The 22891-nt window shown below is 72.5% G+C and carries 18 protein-coding genes; 11 read left to right on the top strand and 7 right to left on the bottom strand.

All coding sequences use genetic code 11. The features are described 5' to 3' along the window. Nucleotides 1-387: 387 nt before the first annotated feature. Both ACFVZW_RS01225 and ACFVZW_RS01230 read right to left on the bottom strand, forming a co-directional pair. Entirely contained in the window at nt 388-2640 is a 2253-nt protein-coding gene (locus ACFVZW_RS01225) for a heavy metal translocating P-type ATPase (protein WP_384514919.1), read from the bottom strand. A 120-nt stretch (nt 2641-2760) separates the two neighbouring features. Beyond that, the gene (locus ACFVZW_RS01230; protein WP_384514922.1) at nt 2761-2994 is read right to left on the bottom strand and encodes a heavy-metal-associated domain-containing protein; all 234 of its coding nucleotides are present in this window, start codon (nt 2992-2994) and stop codon (nt 2761-2763) included. 146 nt (nt 2995-3140) lie between these two features. Here ACFVZW_RS01230 and ACFVZW_RS01235 point away from each other — a divergent pair, with 146 nt between their 5' ends. After that, the gene (locus ACFVZW_RS01235; RefSeq protein ID WP_384514925.1) at nt 3141-4355 is read left to right on the top strand and encodes a cation:proton antiporter; all 1215 of its coding nucleotides are present in this window, start codon (nt 3141-3143) and stop codon (nt 4353-4355) included. Here the strand turns inward: ACFVZW_RS01235 and ACFVZW_RS01240 are convergent. After that, nucleotides 4333-4995 (bottom strand): TetR/AcrR family transcriptional regulator, encoded by a 663-nt coding sequence (locus ACFVZW_RS01240; protein ID WP_384514928.1) that lies wholly within the window; start codon nt 4993-4995, stop codon nt 4333-4335. The genes ACFVZW_RS01235 and ACFVZW_RS01240 overlap by 23 nt on opposite strands. 162 nt (nt 4996-5157) lie before the next feature. Between ACFVZW_RS01240 and ACFVZW_RS01245 the strand changes: the two genes are divergently transcribed. After that, nucleotides 5158-7470 (top strand): MMPL family transporter, encoded by a 2313-nt coding sequence (locus ACFVZW_RS01245; RefSeq protein WP_384514931.1) that lies wholly within the window; start codon nt 5158-5160, stop codon nt 7468-7470. A 42-nt stretch (nt 7471-7512) separates the two neighbouring features. Further along, a complete protein-coding gene (locus ACFVZW_RS01250; protein WP_384514933.1) occupies nt 7513-8568 on the top strand; it encodes a zinc-dependent alcohol dehydrogenase family protein in 1056 nt (351 codons plus the stop codon). Between the two features lie 144 nt (nt 8569-8712). On the opposite strand, the gene ACFVZW_RS01255 is transcribed toward ACFVZW_RS01250, so the two are convergent. Then, nucleotides 8713-8910, bottom strand: coding sequence for a helix-turn-helix transcriptional regulator (locus ACFVZW_RS01255; protein ID WP_384514936.1), 198 nt, complete (start codon nt 8908-8910; stop codon nt 8713-8715). A gap of 260 nt (nt 8911-9170) precedes the next feature. Continuing rightward, a complete protein-coding gene (locus ACFVZW_RS01260) occupies nt 9171-10079 on the bottom strand; it encodes a sugar phosphate isomerase/epimerase family protein (RefSeq protein WP_384514939.1) in 909 nt (302 codons plus the stop codon). Between the two features lie 158 nt (nt 10080-10237). Here ACFVZW_RS01260 and iolC point away from each other — a divergent pair, with 158 nt between their 5' ends. From iolC to ACFVZW_RS01290, 6 genes are all read left to right on the top strand, one after another. After that, nucleotides 10238-11185 (top strand): 5-dehydro-2-deoxygluconokinase, encoded by a 948-nt coding sequence (iolC, locus tag ACFVZW_RS01265; protein WP_384515042.1) that lies wholly within the window; start codon nt 10238-10240, stop codon nt 11183-11185. 356 nt (nt 11186-11541) lie between these two features. Further along, nucleotides 11542-12483 (top strand): deoxyribose-phosphate aldolase, encoded by a 942-nt coding sequence (locus tag ACFVZW_RS01270; RefSeq protein WP_384514942.1) that lies wholly within the window; start codon nt 11542-11544, stop codon nt 12481-12483. Then, nucleotides 12480-13286 carry a 5-deoxy-glucuronate isomerase gene (gene iolB / locus ACFVZW_RS01275; RefSeq protein WP_384514945.1) on the top strand — a complete coding sequence of 269 codons (807 nt, stop codon included), beginning with the start codon at nt 12480-12482 and terminating at the stop codon, nt 13284-13286. Before ACFVZW_RS01270 ends, iolB begins: the two co-directional genes overlap by 4 nt. Continuing rightward, nucleotides 13283-15139, top strand: a complete 1857-nt coding sequence (gene iolD / locus ACFVZW_RS01280) for a 3D-(3,5/4)-trihydroxycyclohexane-1,2-dione acylhydrolase (decyclizing) (RefSeq protein ID WP_384514948.1) — start codon at nt 13283-13285, stop codon at nt 15137-15139. Before iolB ends, iolD begins: the two co-directional genes overlap by 4 nt. 14 nt (nt 15140-15153) lie before the next feature. Beyond that, nucleotides 15154-16656, top strand: a complete 1503-nt coding sequence (mmsA, locus tag ACFVZW_RS01285; RefSeq protein WP_384514951.1) for a CoA-acylating methylmalonate-semialdehyde dehydrogenase — start codon at nt 15154-15156, stop codon at nt 16654-16656. Between the two features lie 54 nt (nt 16657-16710). After that, on the top strand, nt 16711-17310 hold the full coding sequence (locus tag ACFVZW_RS01290; protein ID WP_384514954.1) for a DUF4291 domain-containing protein: 600 nt from the start codon (nt 16711-16713) through the stop codon (nt 17308-17310). Nucleotides 17311-17320: 10 nt separating this feature from the next. On the opposite strand, the gene ACFVZW_RS01295 is transcribed toward ACFVZW_RS01290, so the two are convergent. Both ACFVZW_RS01295 and ACFVZW_RS01300 read right to left on the bottom strand, forming a co-directional pair. Beyond that, complete coding sequence (locus ACFVZW_RS01295; protein ID WP_384514957.1) at nt 17321-18499, bottom strand: S8 family peptidase; 1179 nt, start codon at nt 18497-18499, stop codon at nt 17321-17323. A 111-nt stretch (nt 18500-18610) separates the two neighbouring features. Then, nucleotides 18611-19036 (bottom strand): GNAT family N-acetyltransferase, encoded by a 426-nt coding sequence (locus ACFVZW_RS01300; RefSeq protein WP_384514960.1) that lies wholly within the window; start codon nt 19034-19036, stop codon nt 18611-18613. 192 nt (nt 19037-19228) lie between these two features. Here ACFVZW_RS01300 and ACFVZW_RS01305 point away from each other — a divergent pair, with 192 nt between their 5' ends. Further along, nucleotides 19229-21913 (top strand): alpha/beta fold hydrolase, encoded by a 2685-nt coding sequence (locus ACFVZW_RS01305; RefSeq protein WP_384514963.1) that lies wholly within the window; start codon nt 19229-19231, stop codon nt 21911-21913. After that, on the top strand, nt 21910-22776 hold the full coding sequence (locus tag ACFVZW_RS01310) for an ABC transporter permease (RefSeq protein WP_383553813.1): 867 nt from the start codon (nt 21910-21912) through the stop codon (nt 22774-22776). Before ACFVZW_RS01305 ends, ACFVZW_RS01310 begins: the two co-directional genes overlap by 4 nt. The last annotated feature ends 115 nt before the right edge of the window (nt 22777-22891 follow it).

Consider the following 22891-nt stretch of genomic DNA (forward strand, 5'->3'; position numbering starts at 1 on the left):
CCGGGGCCCCCCCCCCCCCACCGACCCCCCCCCACCCCCCCCGCCCCCCCCCCCCCCCCGGGGGGGGGGGGGGGGGGCGCTTTCCATATCCCCGGTGCGGATTCCCCCCACGGGATCCGGGCCGGGCGTCTGCCGGGTTCAGCAGAAGCTAGGCGGGTCTACGCGGTCTGCCGGGGTACGTACGTACGGGAGGGCCGCTCAAAGCTCCCCGGTGCACGTGCCCCGGCCAACGCTTGCCTGAGACGTCCCCCAAGACATCCCATGAACGTCCCCCAAGACGTTCTTGGCATCGCCCACTTAGACTCGCGAACGGCCCGAATGGTTACCCCTAAATATCTGTGATCTAGGTCTCTTTGTGAAGGTCCTGTGCGTCACGTGTAGGTGAATTCACGTGAACCGCCGAAGTCGCAGGCTGTTTGTCACGACAAAGACGGACGAAAAGGCCATGGCCAGACCGGCGATCATGGGGTTGAGAAGTCCCAGTGCCGCGAGTGGCAGAGCGGCGCAGTTGTAGCCGAAGGCCCAACCCAGGTTCCCCTTGATCGTCGCCAGGGTCCGGCGGGACAAGCGGATGGCGTCCGCCGCCACGCGCAGGTCGCCGCGGACCAGCGTCAGGTCGCTCGCCTCGATGGCCGCGTCCGTGCCGGTGCCCATCGCCAGGCCCAGGTCGGCGGTGGCGAGCGCGGCCGCGTCGTTCACGCCGTCGCCGACCATCGCGACCGTCCGGCCCTCGGCCTGGAGGCGCCGGATCACGTCGACCTTCTCCTGCGGCAGCACCTCGGCGTGGACCTGGTCCGCGTCGATGCCCACCTCGGCCGCGACCGTCTCCGCGACGGCCCGCCCGTCGCCGGTCAGCAGGACCGGTGTCAGGCCGAGGGCGCGCAGCCGGGCCACGGCCTCCGCGCTCGTCTCCTTGACCGCGTCGGCGACCGTGACGGCTCCGCGGGCCCGGCCGTCCCAGGCGACCAGGACGGCGCCGGGCTCCGGCACGCCGGGTACGTCGATGCCCTCGGCCTCAAGGAGGGCCGCGCGGCCGACCAGGACCTGGTGGCCGTCGACCGTGCCGCGCACGCCGAGGCCGGGCACGTTCTCGAAGGCCGTCGGTACGGGGAGTTCGACCGCGGAGTGCCCGAGCCTCTCCGCGGCGCCGGCGGCGACCGCCTGGGCGACCGGGTGCTCGGAGGCATGCTCCAGGGCGCCCGCGAGGCGCAGCAGCTCGGCCTCGTCCTCACCCTCGTACGCGTACACCTTCTGGAGCCGCATCCGGCCGGTGGTGACGGTTCCCGTCTTGTCGAGGACGACGGTGTCGACGCGGCGGGTGGACTCCAGGACCTCGGGGCCCTTGATGAGGATGCCGAGCTGGGCGCCGCGGCCGGTGCCGACCATGAGGGCGGTCGGGGTGGCGAGGCCCAGGGCGCAGGGGCAGGCGATGATCAGTACGGCGACGGCCGCGGTGAACGCGGCCGTGGTGTCCTGGACCACGAACAGCCAGGTCAGCAGGGTGCCGAGGGCGATGAAGAGGACGATCGGCACGAAGACCGCGGAGACCCTGTCGGCGAGGCGCTGGACCTCGGCCTTGCCGTTCTGCGCGTCCTCGACCAGCTTCGCCATGCGGGCGAGCTGGGTGTCCGCTCCGACCCGGGTCGCCTCGACGACGAGCCGGCCGGAGGTGTTCACGAATCCACCGCTCACCGGGTCGCCGGCTGTGACGTCGACCGGGACGGACTCTCCGGTGAGCATGGAGGCGTCGACGGCGGAGGCGCCCTCGGCCACGGTGCCGTCGGTGGCGATCTTCTCCCCGGGCCGTACGACGAACAGCTCGCCGACCCGGAGGGCGGCCACCGGAATCCGTACCTCCGTGCCTCCCCGCAGCACCGCCACGTCCTTGGCGCCCAGCTCCATCAGGGCGTGGAGCGCGGCGCCCGCCTTCCGCTTGGCCCGGGCCTCCAGATAGCGCCCGAGCAGGATGAAGGTGATGACGCCGGCCGCGACCTCCAGATAGATGCTGGAGGCGGCGTCGGCGCGGTCGACGGTCAGGTCGAAGCGGTGGCGCATCCCGGTCATGCCGGCGTCGCCGAGGAACAGGGCCCACAGCGACCAGCCGAAGGCGGCCAGGGTGCCGACCGAGACGAGGGTGTCCATGGTCGCGGCGCCGTGCCGAAGGTTCGTCCAGGCGGCGCGGTGGAAGGGTAGCCCGCCCCAGACGACGACCGGCGCCGCGAGGGTCAGGGACAGCCACTGCCAGGTGTCGAACTGGAGGGACGGGACCATGGCGAGCAGGACGACGGGCGCGGAGAGGAGGGTGGAGACGGTCAGTCGCCGACGGAGCGACGTGAGCTCCGGGGCCTCGTCCCGCACGCTCTCCGGCTCCGTGTCCGTGCCGGTTCCCGGCGTCGGCTCGGGCTCCGGTGGCGGGGGTTCCTCGGCGGTGTACCCCGTCTTGACGACCGTGGCGATCAGGTCGGCGACCTCGACCTCCGGCGGGTGCTCGATCCGCGCCTTCTCCGTCGCGTAGTTGACGGTCGCGGTGACGCCGTCCATGCGGTTGAGCTTCTTCTCGACGCGAGCCGCGCAGGAGGCGCAGGTCATCCCGCCGATGGTCAGCTCGGTGGTGAGGGGGGAGGCGGGACTGGAGGTCATGTGCCGTTCCAAAGGGGAGCAGGGCCGTACCGTCGTAACGGTACGGCCCTGCCGGGTTATGCCGTGGGGTGGTGCGGGCGCCGGGGCCTGCGCCGGGGCCTGCGCCCCGGCCTTCGGGCCTCAGGCCTGGTCGACGAGCTCGTAGCCGGCCTCGTCGACGGCGGCGCGGACGGCGGCCTCGTCGAGCGGGGTCTCGGAGACCACGGTGACCTGGCCGGTCGCGGCCACGGCCGTCACGGAGGAGACGCCGGCGATCTCGGAGATCTCACTGGAGACCGCGCCCTCACAGTGCCCGCAGGTCATTCCCTTGACCTGGTAGACGGTGGTGAGTTCGGTCTTCGTCTCGGCGGTCATGACGGTCTCCTCTTCGAGGGCGGTACTGGTTCAGGCTCGTACTGAAGCACAGATTATACCCCTAGGGGGTATGAAATCCACTCCTGCCCCGCCCGTGCCGCGCGAGCGAACGCGGCCGGGCGGGTGCGGCGTGGTAGATACCCGACATGTCACAATCCGGGACCACGCTGATCCTGATCATGGCGATCGCCGTCCTGGCGCCGCTGCTGGCCTACGGAGTGGGGCGCCGCCTGCCCGTGCCGCTCGTCATCTTCGAGATCCTGCTCGGCATCCTCATCGGTCCCGACGTCCTCGGCTGGGCCCACACGGACGCGCTGATCGACGGCCTCTCGGAGCTCGGCCTCGCGATGCTGATCTTCCTCGCGGGGTACGAGATCGAGTTCGGCAAGGTCCGCGGCGACACCCTCACGCGCTCGGTCTGGGCATGGGTGCTCGCCCTGGCGCTCGGGCTCGGTGCCGGGGTGCTGCTGGGCGGCGGATTCCACGAAGGCGTCTTCATCGGCGTGGCGCTGACCAGCACTGCACTCGGAACCGTCCTGCCGGTGCTGCGGGACGCGGGCGAACTGCACGGCCGGTTCGGCTCGGTGGTGATGGCCTTCGGCGCGGTGGGGGAGTTCGGACCGATCATCGCGATGGCGCTGCTCCTGAGCGGACGCAGCCCGGGGCAGTCGACGGCGCTGCTCGCGGTCTTCGCGGCGCTCACGGCGGCGGCGGTGTTCTGGGCGCTGCGGCCGAGGCCGCCGTGGTTCTCCCGGGTCATCGCCAAGACGCTGCACACCAGTGGCCAGTTCGCGGTGCGCTTCGTCTTCCTGCTGCTCGCCCTGATGCTGGGGGCCTCGCAGGCCCTCGGTCTCGACGTGCTCCTCGGCGCCTTCGCCGCCGGCCTGATCACCCGGCTTGTCCTGACCGGCGCCGCCCCGGAGTCGGGTCCGGCCGTCCTGGAGAAGGTCGAGGCTGTCGGTTTCGGCTTCCTGGTGCCGGTCTTCTTCGTCGTCACCGGTATCGAGTTCGACCTGGCGTCGCTGCTCGACGGCGGGCGGACACTGCTGCTCCTGTCGGTCTTCCTGCTGCTCTTCCTGGTGGTGCGCGGCGGTCCGGTCCTGTTCCTGGCGCCGCGTGACCTCGGCCGCGCGGACCGCGGCGCGCTGGTGCTCTACAGCTCGACGGCCCTGCCGCTCGTCGTCGCGATCACGACCATCGGCGTCGACGGCAAGGCGATGACGGCCGGCGAGGCGGCGGCGCTCGTGGGCGCCGGGATGGTGTCCGTCCTCGTCTTCCCGCTCCTCGCGCTGAAGCTCAGGGCGGGCGCGGGGCGGAAGGCGCCGCCGAGGGAGTCGATCACGGAGTCGGAGTCGTGGTGACCGGGCTCGGGCAGGTGACGTTCGCATCCCCGATGACCGGGTCGAGGTAGCGGTAGAGGGCGGTCTTCAGCTCGGCGATCGTGGCGTCCCGTTCGGGGCCCTCGGGGGCGGCGAGGACCAGCGCGAGGCCGCCCTTGAAGACCGCGAAGGTCATGTCGGCGATGCGTGCGCGATCGTCGGCCGGCAGGTCGGGGAGGTAGTGGCCGAGCAGGTCGCCGACGCGGGCGAGCAGCGAGGCATGCAGCTCGTCGTGCTCCTCCGCGATCTTGCCGGGGACCTCGGAGCCGTGCATCAGGGCGAGGAAGACCGGGTTCTGGCAGTTGAACTCGATCATCGGGTCGAGGACCGCGTCGAGCAGTTCGGGTAGCGGCAGTTCGAAGTTCTCCGGGGTGAACGCCTGGCCGTGGGCCTCGCGCATCTGGTGCAGCAGGCGGTCGCCGAGCTCGACGGCGATCGCCTCCTTGTTGGGGAAGTACTGGTAGAGCGTGCCGGGGGAGACGCTGGCCTCCCGGGCGATCGCATTGGTGCTGGTCGCCGTGTACCCGTTCGCGCAGAAGACGTTCGCGGCGGCCTGGAGCAGCTGCGCGATACGGCGCTCGCCGCGGGCCTGGCGGCGGCGCGGCTTCGGTTCTTCGGACATGGCTGTCCCCAGCTTCCTCAACACGTTTGACAAACGCGAGTGGTCGCTCGCATTTTTGATAAACGCGAGTGATCGCTCGTGTTTGCCAGTCTATGGCAATGGTCGACCCATGGCGCCTACCGGGAAGCGAGCGCTGGGTCACGGTGAAGGGGACACCGCGTCATGGCCGAAGTCAAGAATTCAGGGCCCGCCCGGGGCGGGGGGTGGACCCGGTTCGTGACGGCCAGGCCACGCCTGTCGCTGCTGGTCGCGCTCGTGATCACCGCACTCGCCGTCCTCGCGGGCGGCGGGGTCGCGGACCGGATGGGCAGCGGCGGCTGGGAGGACCCCGACGCCGAATCCACCTATGCGACACAGGTCCTGGAGCGGGAGTTCCCCGCCTCCCAGCCCAATCTGCTCCTCCTGCTCGACGCGGGCGCGGCCGGGGTCGACGACGGCGCCGTCGCCGCCGAAGCCCAGAGGCTGGCGGAGCGGCTCGACGCCGAGCCGGGGGTGAGCGGCGTCGGTTCGTACTGGGGGACCAAGTCCCCCGCCCTGCGCTCCGAGGACGGCAGGCAGGCCGTGATAGCCGCCCGCATCGAGGGCGAGGAGAAGGCGGCGGGCGAGATCCTCCGCAAGATCGCCCCCGAGTACCGGGGCACGCACGGGCCGGTCGAGGTCTCCGTCGGCGGGCCCCTGGCCGTACGGCACGAAATGCAGACGGTCATCCAGGAGGACCTGCTGCGCGCCGAGCTGATCGCCCTGCCGGTGACGCTCGTCCTGCTCGTCATGGTCTTCGGCAGCGCGGTCGCCGCGCTCCTGCCGCTGGGGATCGGCATCGTGGCCATCCTCGGGACGAACGCGGTGCTGCGCGGCATCACGGAGTTCACCGACGTCTCGGTCTTCGCGCAGAACCTCACCACCGCCCTGGGGCTCGGACTCGCCATCGACTACGCCCTGTTCGTGGTCCGCCGATTCCGCGAGGAGCTGGCCGCCGGCGCCGACCCGCAGGCCGCCATCGGCACCACGCTGCGGACGGCCGGGCGGACCGTGCTCTTCTCCGCCCTGACCGTGGCCGTCTCGCTCGCCGCGATGCTCGTCTTCCCGCAGTACTTCCTGCGCTCCTTCGCCTACGCGGGCATCGCGGTGGTGCTGCTCGCCGCGGCGGCCGCCCTGATCCTGCTGCCCGCCGCGCTCCTGCTGCTCGGCGAGCGGGTCAACGCGCTGGACCTGCGGCGGCTGTTCCGGCGGGGGCGGAAGCCCGCGGCCGCAGGGGCCGGCGCCGACGGGGCGGGGAGCGGGTCCGGCTGGGCGCGGACGGCGGCGCTGGTGATGCGCCGTGCGCCGGTGTTCGTCGTGGCCACCACGGCGGGGCTCGTCCTGCTCGGACTGCCCTTCCTGGACGTGAAGTTCGGCACCGCCGACGACCGGCAGCTGCCGGCCACGGCCGAGTCCCGAGTGGTCCAGGACGAGCTGCGGGACGGCTTCCCCGGCAGCCCGGGCAGCGGGCTCACCGTCCTCGCCGAAGGCCGGGCCACGCCCGCGCAGTACGCCGAGTACCGCGAGCGGATCGAGGTCATCGACGGGATCGACCGGGTCGACGGTCCGGTCACCTCCGGCGCCGGGGCGCAGACCCACGCGTACTTCACGGTCGTGCCCGAGGGTGAAGCCGTCGGGTCCACCGCCCAGAGCGTCGTCGGCGAACTGCGCGCGCAGGAAGCACCGTTCGACACCTCGGTGAGCGGAGCGGCCGCCGTTCTCGTCGACTCCAAGGACGCCATAGCCGAGCGGCTGCCCTGGGCGGCGGCGATCATCGTCGTCGTCACCCTGCTTCTGGTCTTCCTGCTCACCGGCAGTGTGCTGATCCCCCTCCAGGCGGTCGTCCTCAACGCACTCAGCCTCACCGCGATGTTCGGAGCGGTCGTCTGGGTCTTCCAGGACGGTCATCTGTCCGGGCTGCTCGGCTTCACACCGACCGGTGACATAGAGACGACCCTTCCGGTGCTGATGTTCTGCGTCGCCTTCGGACTCTCCATGGACTACGGCGTGTTCCTGCTCTCCCGGATCAAGGAGGAGTACGACGCCACCGGCGACCACGAGCACGCGGTGCGATTCGGACTGAGCCGCACGGGCGGGCTGATCACCGCCGCCGCCGTGATCCTCGCCGTCGTGATGGTGGCCATCGGCACCTCCCGGGTCACCAACACCAAGATGCTGGGTCTGGGCGTCGCGCTCGCCGTGCTGATGGACGCGATGGTGGTGCGCAGCCTGCTCGTCCCCTCCGTGATGAAGCTGACGGGGCGGCTGACCTGGTGGGCGCCCGGCCCGCTGCGCCGCTTCCACGACAGGTTCGGCATCAGCGAGGGCGGCGCGGAGACGGCACCGGTCACGGAGCCGGGGCAGGCGCGGATGGCGGAAGAGGAGGACGCGGAGAGGGCGGAGGCGTCGGAAGGCGTGGCCGAGGACGCCCGGGACAAGGAGTCTGTCGGCCGCTAGGTTGGAGGGTCGGATTCCGGTGCGGCGGTGAAGGGCGGGCCCATGAAGGCAGTGGTGTTCGAGCGGTACGGGCAGGAGGCGGAGGTCCGGGACGTGCCGGACCCCACTCCCTCCGCCCACGGTGTGGTCGTCCGGGTCGAGGCGACCGGGCTGTGCCGCAGCGACTGGCACGGCTGGATGGGCCACGACCCCGACATCCTCCTGCCGCACGTGCCCGGGCACGAACTCGCCGGTGTGGTGGAGGCGGTGGGGGCGGACGTCGCCGACTGGAAGCCCGGCGACCGGGTCACCGTGCCCTTCGTCTGCGCCTGCGGGAGCTGTCCGGCCTGCGCGGCCGGGGACCAGCAGGTCTGCGAGCGCCAGACCCAGCCCGGCTTCACCCACTGGGGCTCCTTCGCCCAGTACGTAGCGCTCGACCACGCGGACGTGAACCTGGTGACCGTGCCCGAGGAGCTGTCGTTCGAGACGGCGGCCGGGCTCGGGTGCCGGTTCGCGACCGCGTTCCGGGCGGTGGTCGCCCAGGGGCGGGTCGCGGCGGGCGAGTTCGTGGCCGTGCACGGGTGCGGCGGCGTCGGGCTCTCGGCCGTGATGATCGCGGCGGCCTCCGGGGCGCGGGTGGTCGCCGTCGACGTCTCGCCGAAGGCCCTTGAGCTGGCGCGGGCGTTCGGGGCGGCGGAGTGCGTCGACGCCTCCGCCCTCGCCTCGACGCCCGGCGGGACGGCCGCGGCGGTGCGGGCGCTGACCGGCGGGGGAGCCCATCTCTCGCTCGACGCGCTCGGCTCCCCGGTCACCTGCGCCGCCTCGCTGGAGAGCCTGCGCCGCCGCGGCCGGCACGTCCAGGTCGGGCTGCTCCCCCCGGCTGCCGGGGACCCGGTCGTCCCCATGGCCCGGGTGATCGGTCTTGAGCTGGAGATCCTCGGCAGCCACGGCATGCCCGCCCATGCCTACGGCCCGATGATGGAGATGGTCCGTACGGGCAGCCTGCGCCCCGACCGGCTCGTCACGTCCACCATGCCGCTGGCGGCCGCCCCGGCCGCGCTGGCGGCGATGGGCTCGGCGCCGGGTTCGGGCGTGACGGTCATCCGGCCCTGGCTCTGAGCGCCCCCGGACGGGTCGAGGGCCCCGCACCGGTGTCGGGTGCGGGGCCCTCTGCGGCCCTCGGGGCCGGGGCCCTCGTGCTGCGGCCCCGGGGCCGCAAGCTCGTGCCACGAGATGTGTCACGAGCTCGTACCGGGCGCGAGGTCAGTCGCGGCGGCTCCGGTTGCCCGGGCGGTTGGCCACCCAGGCGTGGATCGTGTCCGAGTACCAGTACGGCTTGCCCGACTCGACGTGATCCGGCGGCGGCAGGAGACCGTGCTTCCGGTAGGAGCGCACGGTGTCCGGCTGCACCTTGATGTGCGCGGCAATGTCCTTGTACGACCAGAGCCTTCGTTCCGTCATGCGGGCACCTCCCTGCGCGCCTCGCAGCGGCGGCGGGGGTGCCGTTCGGGGGAGCTGCAAGGCAAGCGCTGGCGATCACTGAGCCTGTGCCCGTTGAACGACACCCTGTGACGGGAGGAGAGCGGCTGTCGTACGGCTGTGACGGAAAGCCCGCGTAATGGAGATATGTGTGACGACAGCGGGACGGATGTGACGTAAGTGGCGCACGGTCAGATACGTGCGGACCGGCGCGCCTTGCCGTCATCGGGGCGCTCCAGCCCCTATGCCCCGCAGGAGCGCAGAAAGCGGCGGGTGCGGACCGCGATCGGATAGGGCTTGTCGGGATCGCACGGATACATGTCCTGCTCGACGATGGCGAACAGCTCCACGTCCAGGGCCTGCGCCGCGGCCAGGACCGGCTCCAGGGCGGGTACACCTGAGGGTGGCTCGCACATCACACCCCGGGCCACGGCCGGACCGAAAGGCAGCTCGTCCGCGACGACGCCGGCCAGGATCTCCGGATCGACCTGCTTGAGATGCAGATAGCCGATCCGCTCTCCGTAGGTCTCGATCAGCTTGACGCTGTCGCCGCCGCAGTACGCGTAGTGCCCGGTGTCCAGGCAGAGCGCGACCAGGTCGGGATCGGTGGCGTCCAGGAAGCGGGCCACGTTCTCCTCGCTGTCGACATGGGTGTCCGCATGCGGATGGACGACGACGCGCAGGCCGTAGCGCTCCCGGACCTCGTGGCCCAGGCGCTCGGTCAGACCGGTCAGATTCCGCCACTGTTCGGCGGTGAGCCTGCGGTCCTCGAGCACCTCGCCCGTCTTGTCGTCCCGCCAGAAGGAAGGGATGACGACGAGGTGCTCCGCGCCCATCGCCTGGGCCAGGGCCGCGTTCTCGGCGACATGGGCCCAGGTCCTGTCCCAGACGGCGGGGCCGTGGTGCAGCCCGGTGAAGACCGTCCCGGCCGAGACGCGCAGGCCCCGGCGGCCGGTCTCCTCGGCCAGGAGCGCGGGGTCGGTGGGCAGATAGCCGTACGGGCCGAGTTCGATCCACTCGTAACCGGCGCCGGCGACCTCGTCGAGGAAGCGCTGCCAGGGGACCTGCCGGGGATCGTCGGCGAACCAGACGCCCCAGGAGTCGGGCGCGGAGCCGATACGGATACGGGACAGAGGCGACGGCTTCGTCATGAGAGCCACCTTGGCCGCGCCCGGAACGACGCGTCAAGACGCTCGTCCGAATGTAAGGACATAGCGTTGACAGGGTTCGGGGCGGACGGCTAGACCTGGGTGCGGGGCCGAGGCGAGAGGTGGCGCGCGTGGATGCGGAGCCGTACGAGCTGATCACGATGGGGCGTCTCGGCGTGGACCTCTACCCGCTCCGGATCGGGGTTCCGCTCGCCCGGGTGGAGACCTTCGGGAAGTTCCTGGGCGGCTCGCCCGCGAACGTGGCGGTGGCGGCGGCCCGGCTCGGCCGGCGGACGGCCCTCGTGAGCCGGACCGGGGCGGACCCCTTCGGCGCCTATCTGCACGAGGAGCTCCGCGGGTTCGGTGTCGACGACCGGTGGGTGACCGCCGTCGAGGAGTACCCGACGCCGGTCACCTTCTGCGAGATCTTTCCGCCCGACGACTTCCCGATCCACTTCTACCGCCGTCCCCGGGCCCCCGACCTGGAGATCCACCCGCATGAGCTGGACCTCGCGGCGATCCGTTCGGCGCGGGCGTTCTGGGTGACGGGGACCGGGCTGAGCGTCGAGCCCAGCCGGTCGGCGACGCTGGGGGCGCTGCGGGAGCGGGGCGGTGCGGATCCGACCGTTCTCGACCTGGACTGGCGTCCGGTCCTCTGGCCGGACCCGGCCGAGGCACGACCGCTCTACCGCGAGGCCCTGAGCGCGGCCACGGTCGCCGTCGGCAACCTCGACGAGTGCGAGGTCGCGACCGGGGAGCGCGAGCCGCACGCCGCCGCCCGCGCGCTGCTCGCCGCCGGGGTGCGGCTCGCGGTCGTCAAGCAGGGGCCCAAGGGCGTTCTCGCGATGACCGCCGACGGCGAGAGCGCGGAGGCGCCGCCGCTGCCGGTCGAGGTGGTCAACGGGCTCGGTGCGGGCGATGCGTTCGGTGGGGCGCTGTGCCACGGGCTGCTCGCCGGCTGGGACCTCGACCGTACGATCCGCTGGGCCAACGCGGCGGGCGCCATCGTCGCCGGCCGCCTCGCCTGCTCGCCCGCGATGCCGTACGCGGACGAGATCGAGCAGGCCCTCGCGACCGGCACGGGCTCGATCCCGGAGCGCACCCCATGACCGGCCGCCCCGGCGACACCTGGCGCACCCGCGCAGCCCACCGCCGAGCCGGCGGCCCGAGGCCGGACACCGCGCCGTCGCCGACGGGCGCGGAGCCCGGTGCCTCAGGGGCTCCCGCCGAGCGGGCGCCCGGCGCCGCGGCGCGGAGGCCGCCGGGACGCGGCGCGCCGCCGCCTTCGCCCGCGGAGAGCGGTGCCGGGAACGGTGCCTCGTCCGCCGAGCGGGAGCCCCGAGCCTCGGCAGCGGCGCCCGGCGGGACCGGGTCCGTGCCCGCCGCCCCGCACCCCCCGTCCGATCCCCTCCGTCGTGCCGCGCACCCCGCGCCGCCTCGGCGGCTCGCGCGGGGCGGGGCCGGGGTGCCCGGCGTCGGGCTCGAGGCCGTCGATGTCGAGCGGATCGTCGCCCTGCGGGCGCATCATCCCGAGGCCGTCGCCGAGGCGGCCGCGCGGCGGCGGACGCGGGGGTTGTTCCAGGGCGGCGATCGGCTGCTGATCATCGCCGCCGACCATCCCGCCCGTGGTGCGCTGGCCGTCGGGGACCGGCCGTACGCCATGGCCGACCGGGCCGATCTGCTCGCCCGGCTCCGCCTCGCGCTCTCCCGCCCCGGAGTCGACGGCGTCCTCGCCTCCGCCGACATCCTCGACGACCTGCTCCTCCTCGGCGCCCTGGACGGCCGCCTCGCCGTCGGCTCCATGAACAGGGGCGGCCTCGCCGGGGCCGCGTTCGAGCTCGACGACCGGTTCACCGGTCACCGCCCCCAGGACCTCGCCCGGCTCGGCTTCGACGCCGGAAAGCTCCTGCTGCGGATCGATCCCGAGGACCCCGGCTCGCTCTCCACCCTCCACTCCGCCGCCCGCGCCGTCGACGAGATGGCCGGCCTGCGGCTGCCCGTCTTCGTCGAACCCTTCCTCTGCCGCCGCGACCGCGCAGGCCGGCTCCACACCGACCTCTCCGCCGAGGCCGTCATCACCTCCCTCGCCATCGCCTCCGGCCTCGGCGGCACCTCCGCCTACACCTGGCTCAAGGTCCCGGTCACCGAACACCCCGACGACATGGCCCGCGTCATGGAGACCACCACCCTCCCCGCCGTCCTCCTCGGCGGAGACCCCGGCTCCGGCCCGGACGCGCAGGAACTCGCGTACGAGAAATGGCGCGGCGCGCTCCGCCTGCCCACCGTCCGGGGGCTCGTCGTCGGCCGTTCGCTGCTCTATCCCCCGGACGGAGATGTGGCCGGAGCCGTCGATACCGCTGCGAGCCTGCTGCACGACGCGGTAGGAAGGGGTACGCACCACCCATGACCTCTCTCCATCTGCCCGCCGGGACCGCCTCCCACGGGCCGTACGCCCTCCACATCGACCCCGACCGGGCCGGCTGGGGGTACTCCGCACTGCGCGTCCTCGAACTGGGCCCGGGAGACACCCACCTCCTGGACACCGGGGACAGCGAGTGGATCGTGCTTCCGCTGACCGGCGGCTGTACGGTGCACGTCGACGGCCGGAAGCTCCAACTCCTGGGCCGCGAGAGCGTGTTCGGCGGAGTGTCCGACTTCGCGTACGTGCCCCGCGACGCCCGGGTCCAGATCGCCTCCGGCGCAGGAGGCCGCTTCGCTTTGGCAGGAGCGAAGTGCGAGCGACGACTCCCCGCTCGCTACGGCCCCGCGCCGGAGGTACCCGTCGAGGCACGCGGCAGCGGCAACCAGGCCCGTGAGGTACGGAACTTCGCCGCCGCGGACGTCTTCGAGGCCGACCGCCTCATCGCCGTCGAGGTGATCACCCCCGGCGGCAGCTGGTCCTCCTACCCGCCCCACAAGCACGACCGCCACCGCCCCGGCACCGAGTCCGAGCTGGAGGAGATCTACTACTACGAGATCGCCGACGGCGGCCTCGGCTATCAGCGGATCTCCCCCTCTCGGCCCGGCGGCGCCGACCTCGTCGCCGAGGTCCGCAGCGGCGACGCCGTCCTCGTGCCGGACGGCTGGCACGGCCCGTCGATCGCCGAGCCGTCCCACGCCATGTACTACCTGAACGTGATGGCGGGACCAGGACCGGAGAGGGAGTGGAAGATCTGCTTCCACCCCGACCACTCGGAGGGGTACAAGTGAGCACGCTGACCGTCGCGCAGGCCCTGGTGCGGTTCCTCGCCGCGCAGTACACCGAACGCGACGGCGTACGGCACCGGTTGATCGCCGCGACCTGGGGCATCTTCGGTCACGGGAACGTCGCCGGGATCGGCCAGGCCCTCGTCGAGTACGGCGAGGAGATGCCGTACCACCAGGGGCGCAACGAACAGGCCATGGTGCATGCGGCCGTCGGCTACGCGCGCCAGTCGAACCGGCTCTCCACGCACGCCGTCACCACCTCGATCGGCCCCGGTGCCACCAACCTCGTCACCGGCGCCGCGCTCGCCACGATCAACCGGCTGCCCGTCCTGCTGCTGCCCGGCGACGGCTTCGCCACCCGCCCCGCCGACCCCGTCCTCCAGCAGCTCGAAGTCCCGTACGCGGGCGAGGTGTCGGTCAACGACTGCCTGCGGCCCGTGTCGAAGTACTTCGACCGGATCACCCGCCCCGAGGCGCTGATCCCGGCCGCGCTCGCCGCCGTGCGGGTCCTCGCCGACCCCGTCGAGACCGGCGCGGTCACGCTCGCGCTGCCGCAGGACGTCCAGGCGGAGGCGTACGACTGGCCGGAGGAGTTCTTCGCCGAGCGGACGTGGACGGTCCGAAGGCCCCGCCCCGACACGGCCGAACTCGAAGCCGCCGTCGAAGCGATCGGAGTCGCGCGGCGTCCACTGATCATCGCCGGCGGCGGGGTCCGGTACAGCGGGGCCGAGGGCGCCCTGCGCACCTTCGCCGAGCGGACCCGCATCCCCGTCGCCACCACCCAGGCCGGCAAGGGCGTCCTGCCGTACGACCACGACTGCGAGACCGGCGGCATCGGCCACACCGGCAGCTCCACCGCAAACGAGCTGGCCCGGACCAGCGATCTGGTCATCGGGGTCGGCACCCGCTACACCGACTTCACCACCGCCTCCGGGACCCTCTTCCCCGACGGCGTCCGCTTCCTCAACCTCAACATCACCGGCTTCGACGCCCACAAGCAGGCCGCGCTGCCGCTCGTCGCCGACGCCCGCGAGGGGCTGACCGCGCTCACCGAGGCGCTCGGCGACCACCGGCGGGAGCCGGCCGACTGGGGCTCCTCGAAGCAGGACTGGCAGGAGCGGGTCGACAGCGCCTACGCCGTCCCCGACGAGAACGCCCGGCCGACCCAGCCGCAGGTCCTCGGCGTCCTCGACACTCTGGTCACCGAGGACGACATCCTGATCAACGCGGCCGGCTCGCTCCCCGGCGATCTCCACAAGCTCTGGCGGGCCCGGTCGACCGACCAGTACCACGTCGAGTACGGGTACTCGTGCATGGGCTACGAGATCCCGGCGGCGATCGGGGTCGCGCTCGCCGCGCCCGGGCGGCCGGTCTGGGCGCTCGTCGGAGACGGTACGTATCTGATGAATCCGACCGAAATCGTCACGGCCGTGCAGGAGGGACTCCCCATCAAGGTGGTCATCCTGCAGAACCACGGGTACGCCTCCATCGGCGGGCTCTCCGAGTCCGTCGGCGGTGAGCGGTACGGCACCGCGTACCGCTTCCGGGACCCGGACGGGCGGTTCACCGGCGCGCCGCTCCCCGTCGACCTGGCCGCCAACGCGGCCTCCCTCGGAATGCGGGTGCTGACCGCCCGCACCGTACGTGACCTGCGGGAAGCCCTCGCCGGCGCCCGGACGTCGACCGTTCCCACATGTGTCTATGTCGAGACCGAAACGGCAGACACAGTGTCGGGCCCGCCCCCCGCCCAGGCATGGTGGGATGTGCCCGTGGCCGAGACCTCGACCCGCCCGTCGGCGGTCAAGGCCCGGGAGGAGTACGACCGGCACGTCACCGCCCGACGCCGCCATCTCTGAAGGAGTAGTTCGTCATGACGAAGACCGTCAACCACTGGATCGGTGGCAAGACCGTCGAGGGCACGTCGGGCAACTGGGGCCCGGTCACCGACCCGGCCACCGGTGCCGTGACCACGAAGGTCGCCCTGGCCTCGGTCGACGAGGTCGACGCGGCCGTGGCCGCCGCGAAGACCGCGTTCGAGACCTGGGGCACGGCGTCGCTCGCGCAGCGCACCACGATCCTGTTCAAGTTCCGCGCGCTGCTCGACGCCAACCGGGACGCGATCGCCGAGCTGATCACGGCCGAGCACGGCAAGGTCCACTCGGACGCGCTTGGCGAGGTCGCCCGCGGTCTGGAGATCGTCGACCTGGCCTGCGGCATCACCACCCAGCTCAAGGGCGAGCTGTCCACCCAGGTGTCGAACCGGGTGGACGTGGCCGCGATCCGCCAGCCGGTGGGTGTGGTGGCCGGCATCACGCCGTTCAACTTCCCGGCCATGGTGCCGATGTGGATGTTCCCGCTCGCCATCGCGTGCGGCAACACCTTCATCCTCAAGCCGAGCGAGAAGGACCCCTCGCCGTCGCTGAAGATCGCGGAGCTGCTCGCCGAGGCGGGCCTGCCGGACGGTGTCTTCAACGTCGTCCACGGCGACAAGGTGGCCGTGGACCGCCTCCTGGAGCACCCGGACGTCACGGCGGTCTCCTTCGTCGGCTCCACGCCCATCGCCCGCTACATCCACACCACCGCCTCCGCCAAGGGCAAGCGCGTCCAGGCGCTCGGCGGCGCGAAGAACCACATGCTGGTGCTGCCGGACGCGGACCTGGACGCGGCCGCGGACGCGGCGGTCTCGGCGGCGTACGGCTCGGCCGGCGAGCGCTGCATGGCGATCTCGGCGGTCGTCGCGGTCGGCGCGATCGGCGACGAGCTGGTGCAGAAGATCCGTGAGCGCGCCGAGAAGATCAAGATCGGCCCCGGCAACGACCCGACCTCCGAGATGGGCCCGCTCATCACGGCCGTCCACCGCGACAAGGTCGCCTCGTACGTGAAGGGCGCGGCCGACGAGGGCTGCGAGGTCGTGCTCGACGGCACCGGCTACACGGTGGACGGCTTCGAGGACGGCCACTGGATCGGCCTGTCGCTCCTGGACCACGTGCCGACGACCGCGAAGGCGTACCAGGACGAGATCTTCGGCCCGGTGCTGTGCGTGCTGCGCACCGAGACGTACGAGGAGGGCGTCGCCCTCATCAACGCCTCGCCGTTCGGCAACGGCACCGCGATTTTCACCCGCGACGGCGGCGCGGCCCGCCGCTTCCAGCTGGAGATCCAGGCGGGCATGGTCGGCGTGAACGTGCCGATCCCGGTGCCGGTGGGCTACCACTCCTTCGGTGGCTGGAAGGACTCGCTCTTCGGCGACCACCACATCTACGGCAACGACGGCGTCCACTTCTACACCCGCGGCAAGGTCGTCACCACCCGCTGGCCGGACCCGTCCGACGCCCCCGCCGGCGTGGACCTGGGCTTCCCGCGCAACCACTGACCGACCCGTAAAACGACTGGCCCCCAGGGCGCGCGACGACGCACCCTGGGGGCCATGTCCGTTGATCCACCGAAGTACCAGATCCGCGCCCTGCACACCGAGTCGACGGTGACCGTCTACCAGGCGTACGCCCCGTCCATCGGCCTCCCGGCGGCCCGCGAGGGCCGGTTCCCGCCCGCCTGGAAGCGGGACCGGATGACGTGGATCAAGCCCTCGTTCCTGTGGATGATGTACCGCTGCGGCTGGGGCCTGAAGGAGGGCCAGCAGACGGTCCTCGCGGTCGAGATCACCCGCGAGGGCTTCGAATGGGCCCTGAGCAACGCCTGCCTGTCGCACTACGACCGCGACGTCCACCCCGACCAGACCACCTGGAAGCGCGATCTGCGCCGGTCCCCGGCCCGCGTCCAGTGGGACCCCGAACGGAACCTGCGGCTCGCCGCCCTCCCGCACCGCTCCCTCCAACTCGGCCTCACGGGCGAGGCGTCCCGCCGCTACGCGGACGAATGGACCGTCGCCGTACGGGACGTCACACCACTGGCGCACGAGATCCACGCGCTGGTGCGGGAGGGGCGGCTGGACGAGGCGCGCACGCGGATGCCCGAGGAGCGGCCGTACCGGGCGGGCACGGAGCTCCTCGGGCATCTGGTCGGCTAGCGGGCCGCGCCTAGAAGATCGAGTGCAGCAGCTTGTTCGGGGAACCCGACAGGGGGTTCTGGACCTTGCCGGCGGTGGCGTTGTTCACCAGCGCGGTGCTCACCTGGGCCGGGGTGGCCGTCGGGTGGGTCGCGAGGTAGAGGGCGGCCACGCCCGCGGTGTGCGGGGTCGCCATCGACGTGCCCGAGATGGTGTTCGCCGCCGTGTCGTTGTCCTTCCACGCCGACGTGATGGACACGCCCGGGGCGAACAGGTCCACGCACGTGCCGTAGTTGGAGAAGGACGCCCGCTTGTCGGCGGAGTCCGTCGCGCCGACCGTGATCGCCTCGGGGACCCGAGCCGGGGAGTAGTTGCAGGCCCGGGCCGGCAGCCCGAGGATGTTGCCGTTGCCCGCGGCGACCGCGTACGTGACGCCCGAGGCGATCGAACGCTTCACCGCGTCGTCCAGCGAGGCGTTCACCCCGCCGCCCAGGCTCATGTTGGCGACGGCCGGCTTGACCGCGTTGGCCGTGACCCAGTCGACTCCGGCGATCACGCCGGCCGTGGAGCCGGAGCCGTTGCAGTCCAGGACGCGTACCGCCACCAGCTTCGCGCCCTTGGCGACGCCGTACTTCGCGCCGCCGACCGTGCCGGCGACGTGCGTGCCGTGGCCCTGGCAGTCCTGGCCGTTCTGACCGCCGCCGACGGTGTCCGTGCCCACCCTCGCCCGGCCGCCGAACTCGCTGTGCGAGGTGCGGATTCCGGTGTCGATGATGTACGCGGTGACGTTCGACGCCGTCGTGTCGGAGGTGTACGTCGTCGACAGCGGCAGGTTCCGCTGGTCGATCCGGTCCAGACCCCAGGTGGCGCCGGTCTGCGTGTCGGCGACCCGGACGGTCGCGTTCTGCTCGACGTACGCCACCCGAGGGTCGGCGGCCAGGGCCTCGGCCCTGGACTGGGACATCGAGGTCGAGAAGCCCTTGAGGACGGTGGTGTACTCGTGCTTCGGCTTCACACCCAGATCGGCGGCGCGCGTCGAGCCGTCCTTGAGGACGACGATCCAGCTGTTCTCGATCGCGAGGGAGGCCGGGGCGAGCCGGAGGTCCCCGATCGGGGCGCCCTGGGCGGTGGGGGAGACGGCGAACTGCAGGCCGGCGGCGAGCGCGAGGACGGGGACGATCGCCATGGCGCGGCGAGGTATTCGGGTCATGTGGTGGGGCACCTGAACCTTTCGTGGGCCGGGTTACCGGCAGGTACGGGCGGTTGGTGCGCCACAGAGTCTCGTGTCGGCATGTGACGTACAAGAGGTCGTCCGGTCCCCTCACCGGTCCTTCACGCCGAAACCCCACGTCAGCATCGTGAACTCACCGTCGTCCCGCGCCCCCGTCGACCGGTACGTCGCGAGCGCCGGCTCGTTGTCCGTGTCCACGCCGACCCACGCGTCGTAACAGCCGCGCGCCCGCGCCTCGGTCACCAGCGCCCGTGTCAGCGCCCGGCCGATGCCCCGGCGCCGATACGTCTCGTCCACCGACAGCTCGTACAGACACATCTCCACCCCCTTGTCCGGGTGGAGCATCTCGATCCCGGAGACCAGACCGGCCGGGAACCCGCCCTCCGCGTACGCGATCAGCATCAGATGCCCGGGCGCGGCCAGGAACCGCTCCGCCCACGCCTCGCGCGGCGGATCGTCATAGAGGTGCGCCGCGGCCATCAGCTCGGCCACCGTCGTCGCCCGTCGGATCTCCATCCCCGGCCCTCCCCTTCGAGGGCTCGGCTCGCCCCCGGGCGCCCGCGGCACCCTTCGGCTCACCCGCCCCGGATCGCGGCGCGCATACCGCGCCTGGTGTACGCGACCGTAGTCCGGTACGACTCCAGGAGGCCCGCGATTTCCGCCCCGGGGCAGCCGTGTCCCACAGGCTGTCCGCCTACGCTCGTGGACATGCAGCTCCGACTTCCCCGGTGGGCCGCGGTCACCGCCGCCCTCGCCGTGCTCACGGGCGCCGGCACCTGGACCGCCGTCGCCACGGACGAACCCCCACCCGTGGACCGCGCGGACCAGGTGCTCGACATGCCCGGGGCACGGATCGACACCTCCTACTACACCGCCGGCGGTGCCGAGAAGCGGCCCGCCGTCCTCCTCGGGCACGGCTTCGGCGGCTCCAAGGACGACGTCCGCGCCCAGGCCGAGAAACTCGCCCGCGACGGATACGCCGTGCTGACCTGGTCGGCGCGCGGATTCGGCGCCTCCACCGGGCAGATCGGACTCAACGACCCCGCCCACGAGGTCAAGGACGTCCAGCGGCTCATCGACTGGCTCGCCAAGCGGCCCGAGGTCCTGCTCGACAAGGACGGCGACCCGCGCGTCGGCGTCACCGGCGCCTCCTACGGCGGCGCGGTCTCGCTGCTCGCCGCCGGGTACGACACCCGCGTCGACGCGATCGCGCCCCAGATCACGTACTGGAACCTCGCCGACGCCCTCTTCCCGAACGGCGTCTTCAAGAAGCTCTGGGCGGGCATCTTCTTCTCCGCCGGCAACCAGCCGAACGGCGGAAACCGGCAGCCCGCCGGCGACCAGCCCGGCGCGAGCGGTCCCTGCGGACGCTTCACGCCCGAACTCTGCTCCCTCTACCAGCGCGTCGCCGTCTCCGGACGGCCCGACGCCGCCGCCCGCACGCTCCTGGAGGCCCGCAGCCCCTCCGCCGTCGGCGGCAGGATCAAGGTCCCCGCCCTGATCGTCCAGGGCCAGACCGACTCCCTCTTCCCGCTCGGCCACGCCGACGCCATGGCGAAGGCGATCAGCGCCAACGGCGCGCCCGTCGCCGTCGACTGGATCGCGGGCGGCCACGACGGCGGCAACCGCGAGACCGAACGCGTCGAGGCCCGGATCAGCGGCTGGTTCGACCGTCACCTCAAGCAGGACCAGGGCGCCGACACCGGTCCCGCGTTCCGCGTCAGCCGCGCCGGAGGAGTCGACTCCACCGACGGGCAGGCGCAGCTGCGCGGCGCGAGCTCCGACCGCTACTCCGGGCTCTCCGGCGACGCGGGGGACGCGCTGTCCCTGCCGCTGGAAGGCGGCCGTCCGCAGTCCTTCGCCAACCCGGCCGGCGCGGGCCCGCCCGCCATCTCCGCGGTCCCCGGCGTCGGCGGCGGGCTCTCCCAGCTCTCCTCCCTCGGCGTCGGGCTCTCCCTCGACTTCCCCGGCCAGTACGCCCGGTTCGAGGCGGAGCCACTGGCCGAGCCGGTACGGATCACGGGCTCGCCGGCCGTCCGCGTCAAGGTCACCTCGGACAGCGCGGACGGTTCCGCCGTGCTGTTCGCCAAGGTGTACGACGTCGGCCCGGACGGACGACAGCAGGTGCTGCCCGCCCAACTGGTCACCCCCGTCCGCGTCGAGGAGGCAGGGAAGGGCCGGAGCGTCGAGCTGACGCTGCCCGCGATCGACCACGAGGTCGAGGCCGGCCACCGGCTGGCGCTGGTGCTCTCCGCCACCGACCTCGGCTACGCCTCCCCGGCCGCGCCGGCCGGCTACACCGTCGCCGTGGAGGGCCCGCTGACGGTCCCCACCGCGCCCGCCGTGGACACCCAGGCGGCCGCGATGCCCTGGTGGGTGTGGGGCCTGCCGCTCGCCGGAGCGCTGATCGCCGGCACACTGCTGCTCACCGCGCGGCGCCGGACCGCGGCCCCCGCCCCGGACCCCGCACTCGCCGCCGTACCGCTGCAGATCACCGGGCTGACGAAGAAGTACGCCAAGTCCTCCGACCGGTACGCGGTACGGGATCTGTCCTTCCGCGTCGAACAGGGGCAGGTCCTCGGTCTGCTCGGGCCCAACGGCGCCGGCAAGACCACCACCCTGCGGATGCTCATGGGTCTGATCGGCCCCGACGACGGGGAGATCCGGGTCTTCGGCCAGGCCATCCGGCCCGGCGCCCCGGTGCTCTCCCGGGTCGGCGCCTTCGTCGAGGGTGCGGGCTTCCTGCCGCATCTGTCCGGCCGGGACAACCTGGAGCTGTACTGGAAGGCCACCGGCCGCCCCGCCGAGGACGCACACATCGAGGAGGCCCTGGAGATCGCCGGTCTCGGTGACGCGCTCGCCCGCGCCGTACGGACGTACTCGCAGGGCATGAGGCAGCGGCTCGCCATCGCACAGGCCATGCTCGGCCTGCCGGATCTGCTGATCCTCGACGAACCGACCAACGGACTCGACCCGCCACAGATCCGCGAGATGCGGGACGTGATGATCCGGTACGCCGCCGAGGGCCGGACCGTCATCGTCTCCAGCCACCTCCTCTCGGAGGTCGAGCAGTCCTGCACCCATCTCGTGGTGATGGACCGCGGGCAGCTCGTGCAGGCCGGGCCCGTCGGCGAGATCACCGGCGCGGGGGACACCCTGCTCGTGACGCTCGGGGACACCGTCCCGGACCCGCTCGTCGAGAAGATCGACGCGCTACCCGGGATCGGCTCGGCCGCACGGACCGAGGGCGGGCTGCTCGTCCGCCTCGACGGGGCCGACGCGACCGCGCTGATCGGCGAACTCGTCCGCCTGGACGTGCCCGTGACCGGTGTGGGTCCGCACCGGCGCCTCGAGGACGCGTTCCTGACCCTGATCGGAGGAGGATCCGCATGAGCACGACCGCGGAACTGGTGGAGACCGCACCCGGCTACCGGGCGCGGCACACCCTGCCGCTGCGCGTCGAGGCCGTACGGCAGCTCAAGCGGCGCCGCACGCTGGTCATGGGAGCGGTGCTCGCCGCCCTGCCGTTCGTCCTGATCATCGCCTTCGCGATCGGCGGGGGCCCGGACGGCAACGGGAACGGCCGGATCACGCTGATGGACACGGCGACGGCGTCGGCAGCGAACTTCGCCGCGACCTGTCTCTTCGTCTCCGCCGGCTTCCTGCTCGTGGTCCCGGTCGCGCTGTTCTGCGGGGACACCGTGGCCTCGGAGGCGAGCTGGTCGTCGCTGCGCTATCTGCTGGCCGCGCCCGTCCCCCGGGCCCGGCTGCTCTGGTCCAAGCTGGCCGTGGCGCTCGGCTTCAGCGCGGCCGCGATGGTGCTGCTGCCGCTGGTCGCGCTCGCCGCGGGCACGGTCGCCTACGGCTGGGGGCCCCTGCGGCTCCCCACCGGCGGCGCCCTTCCCGCGGCCGAGACCCTGCCCCGGCTGGCTCTGGCCGTCGCGTTCATCTTCGTCTCCCAACTGGTCACGGCCGGGCTCGCGTTCTGGCTCTCCACCCGGACCGACGCCCCGCTGGGCGCCGTCGGTGGAGCGGTCGGACTGACGATCATCGGCAACGTCCTGGACGCCGTCACGGCGCTCGGCTCCTGGCGCGACTTCCTGCCCGCGCACTGGCAGTTCGCCTGGGCGGACGCGCTCCAACCGCAGTTGGAGTGGGGAGGGATGGCCAAGGGCGCGGCGATCTCGGTGACGTACGCGCTGATCCTGTTCGCGCTGGCCTTCCGGGGCTTCGCGCGCAAGGACATCGTGTCCTGATCCCCGGCACAGCACCCTGGACACGGCCACTCGTGTCACAACCACCCCCTTCGAGGGGGGGGGGGGGGCGCGCCGCGCCGGGGGGGCGGGGGGCGCGGCGCGGCAAGACGCGCCG

The sequence above is a fragment of the Streptomyces sp. NPDC059567 genome (assembly GCF_042735655.1).
Taxonomy (GTDB): Bacteria; Actinomycetota; Actinomycetes; order Streptomycetales; family Streptomycetaceae; genus Streptomyces.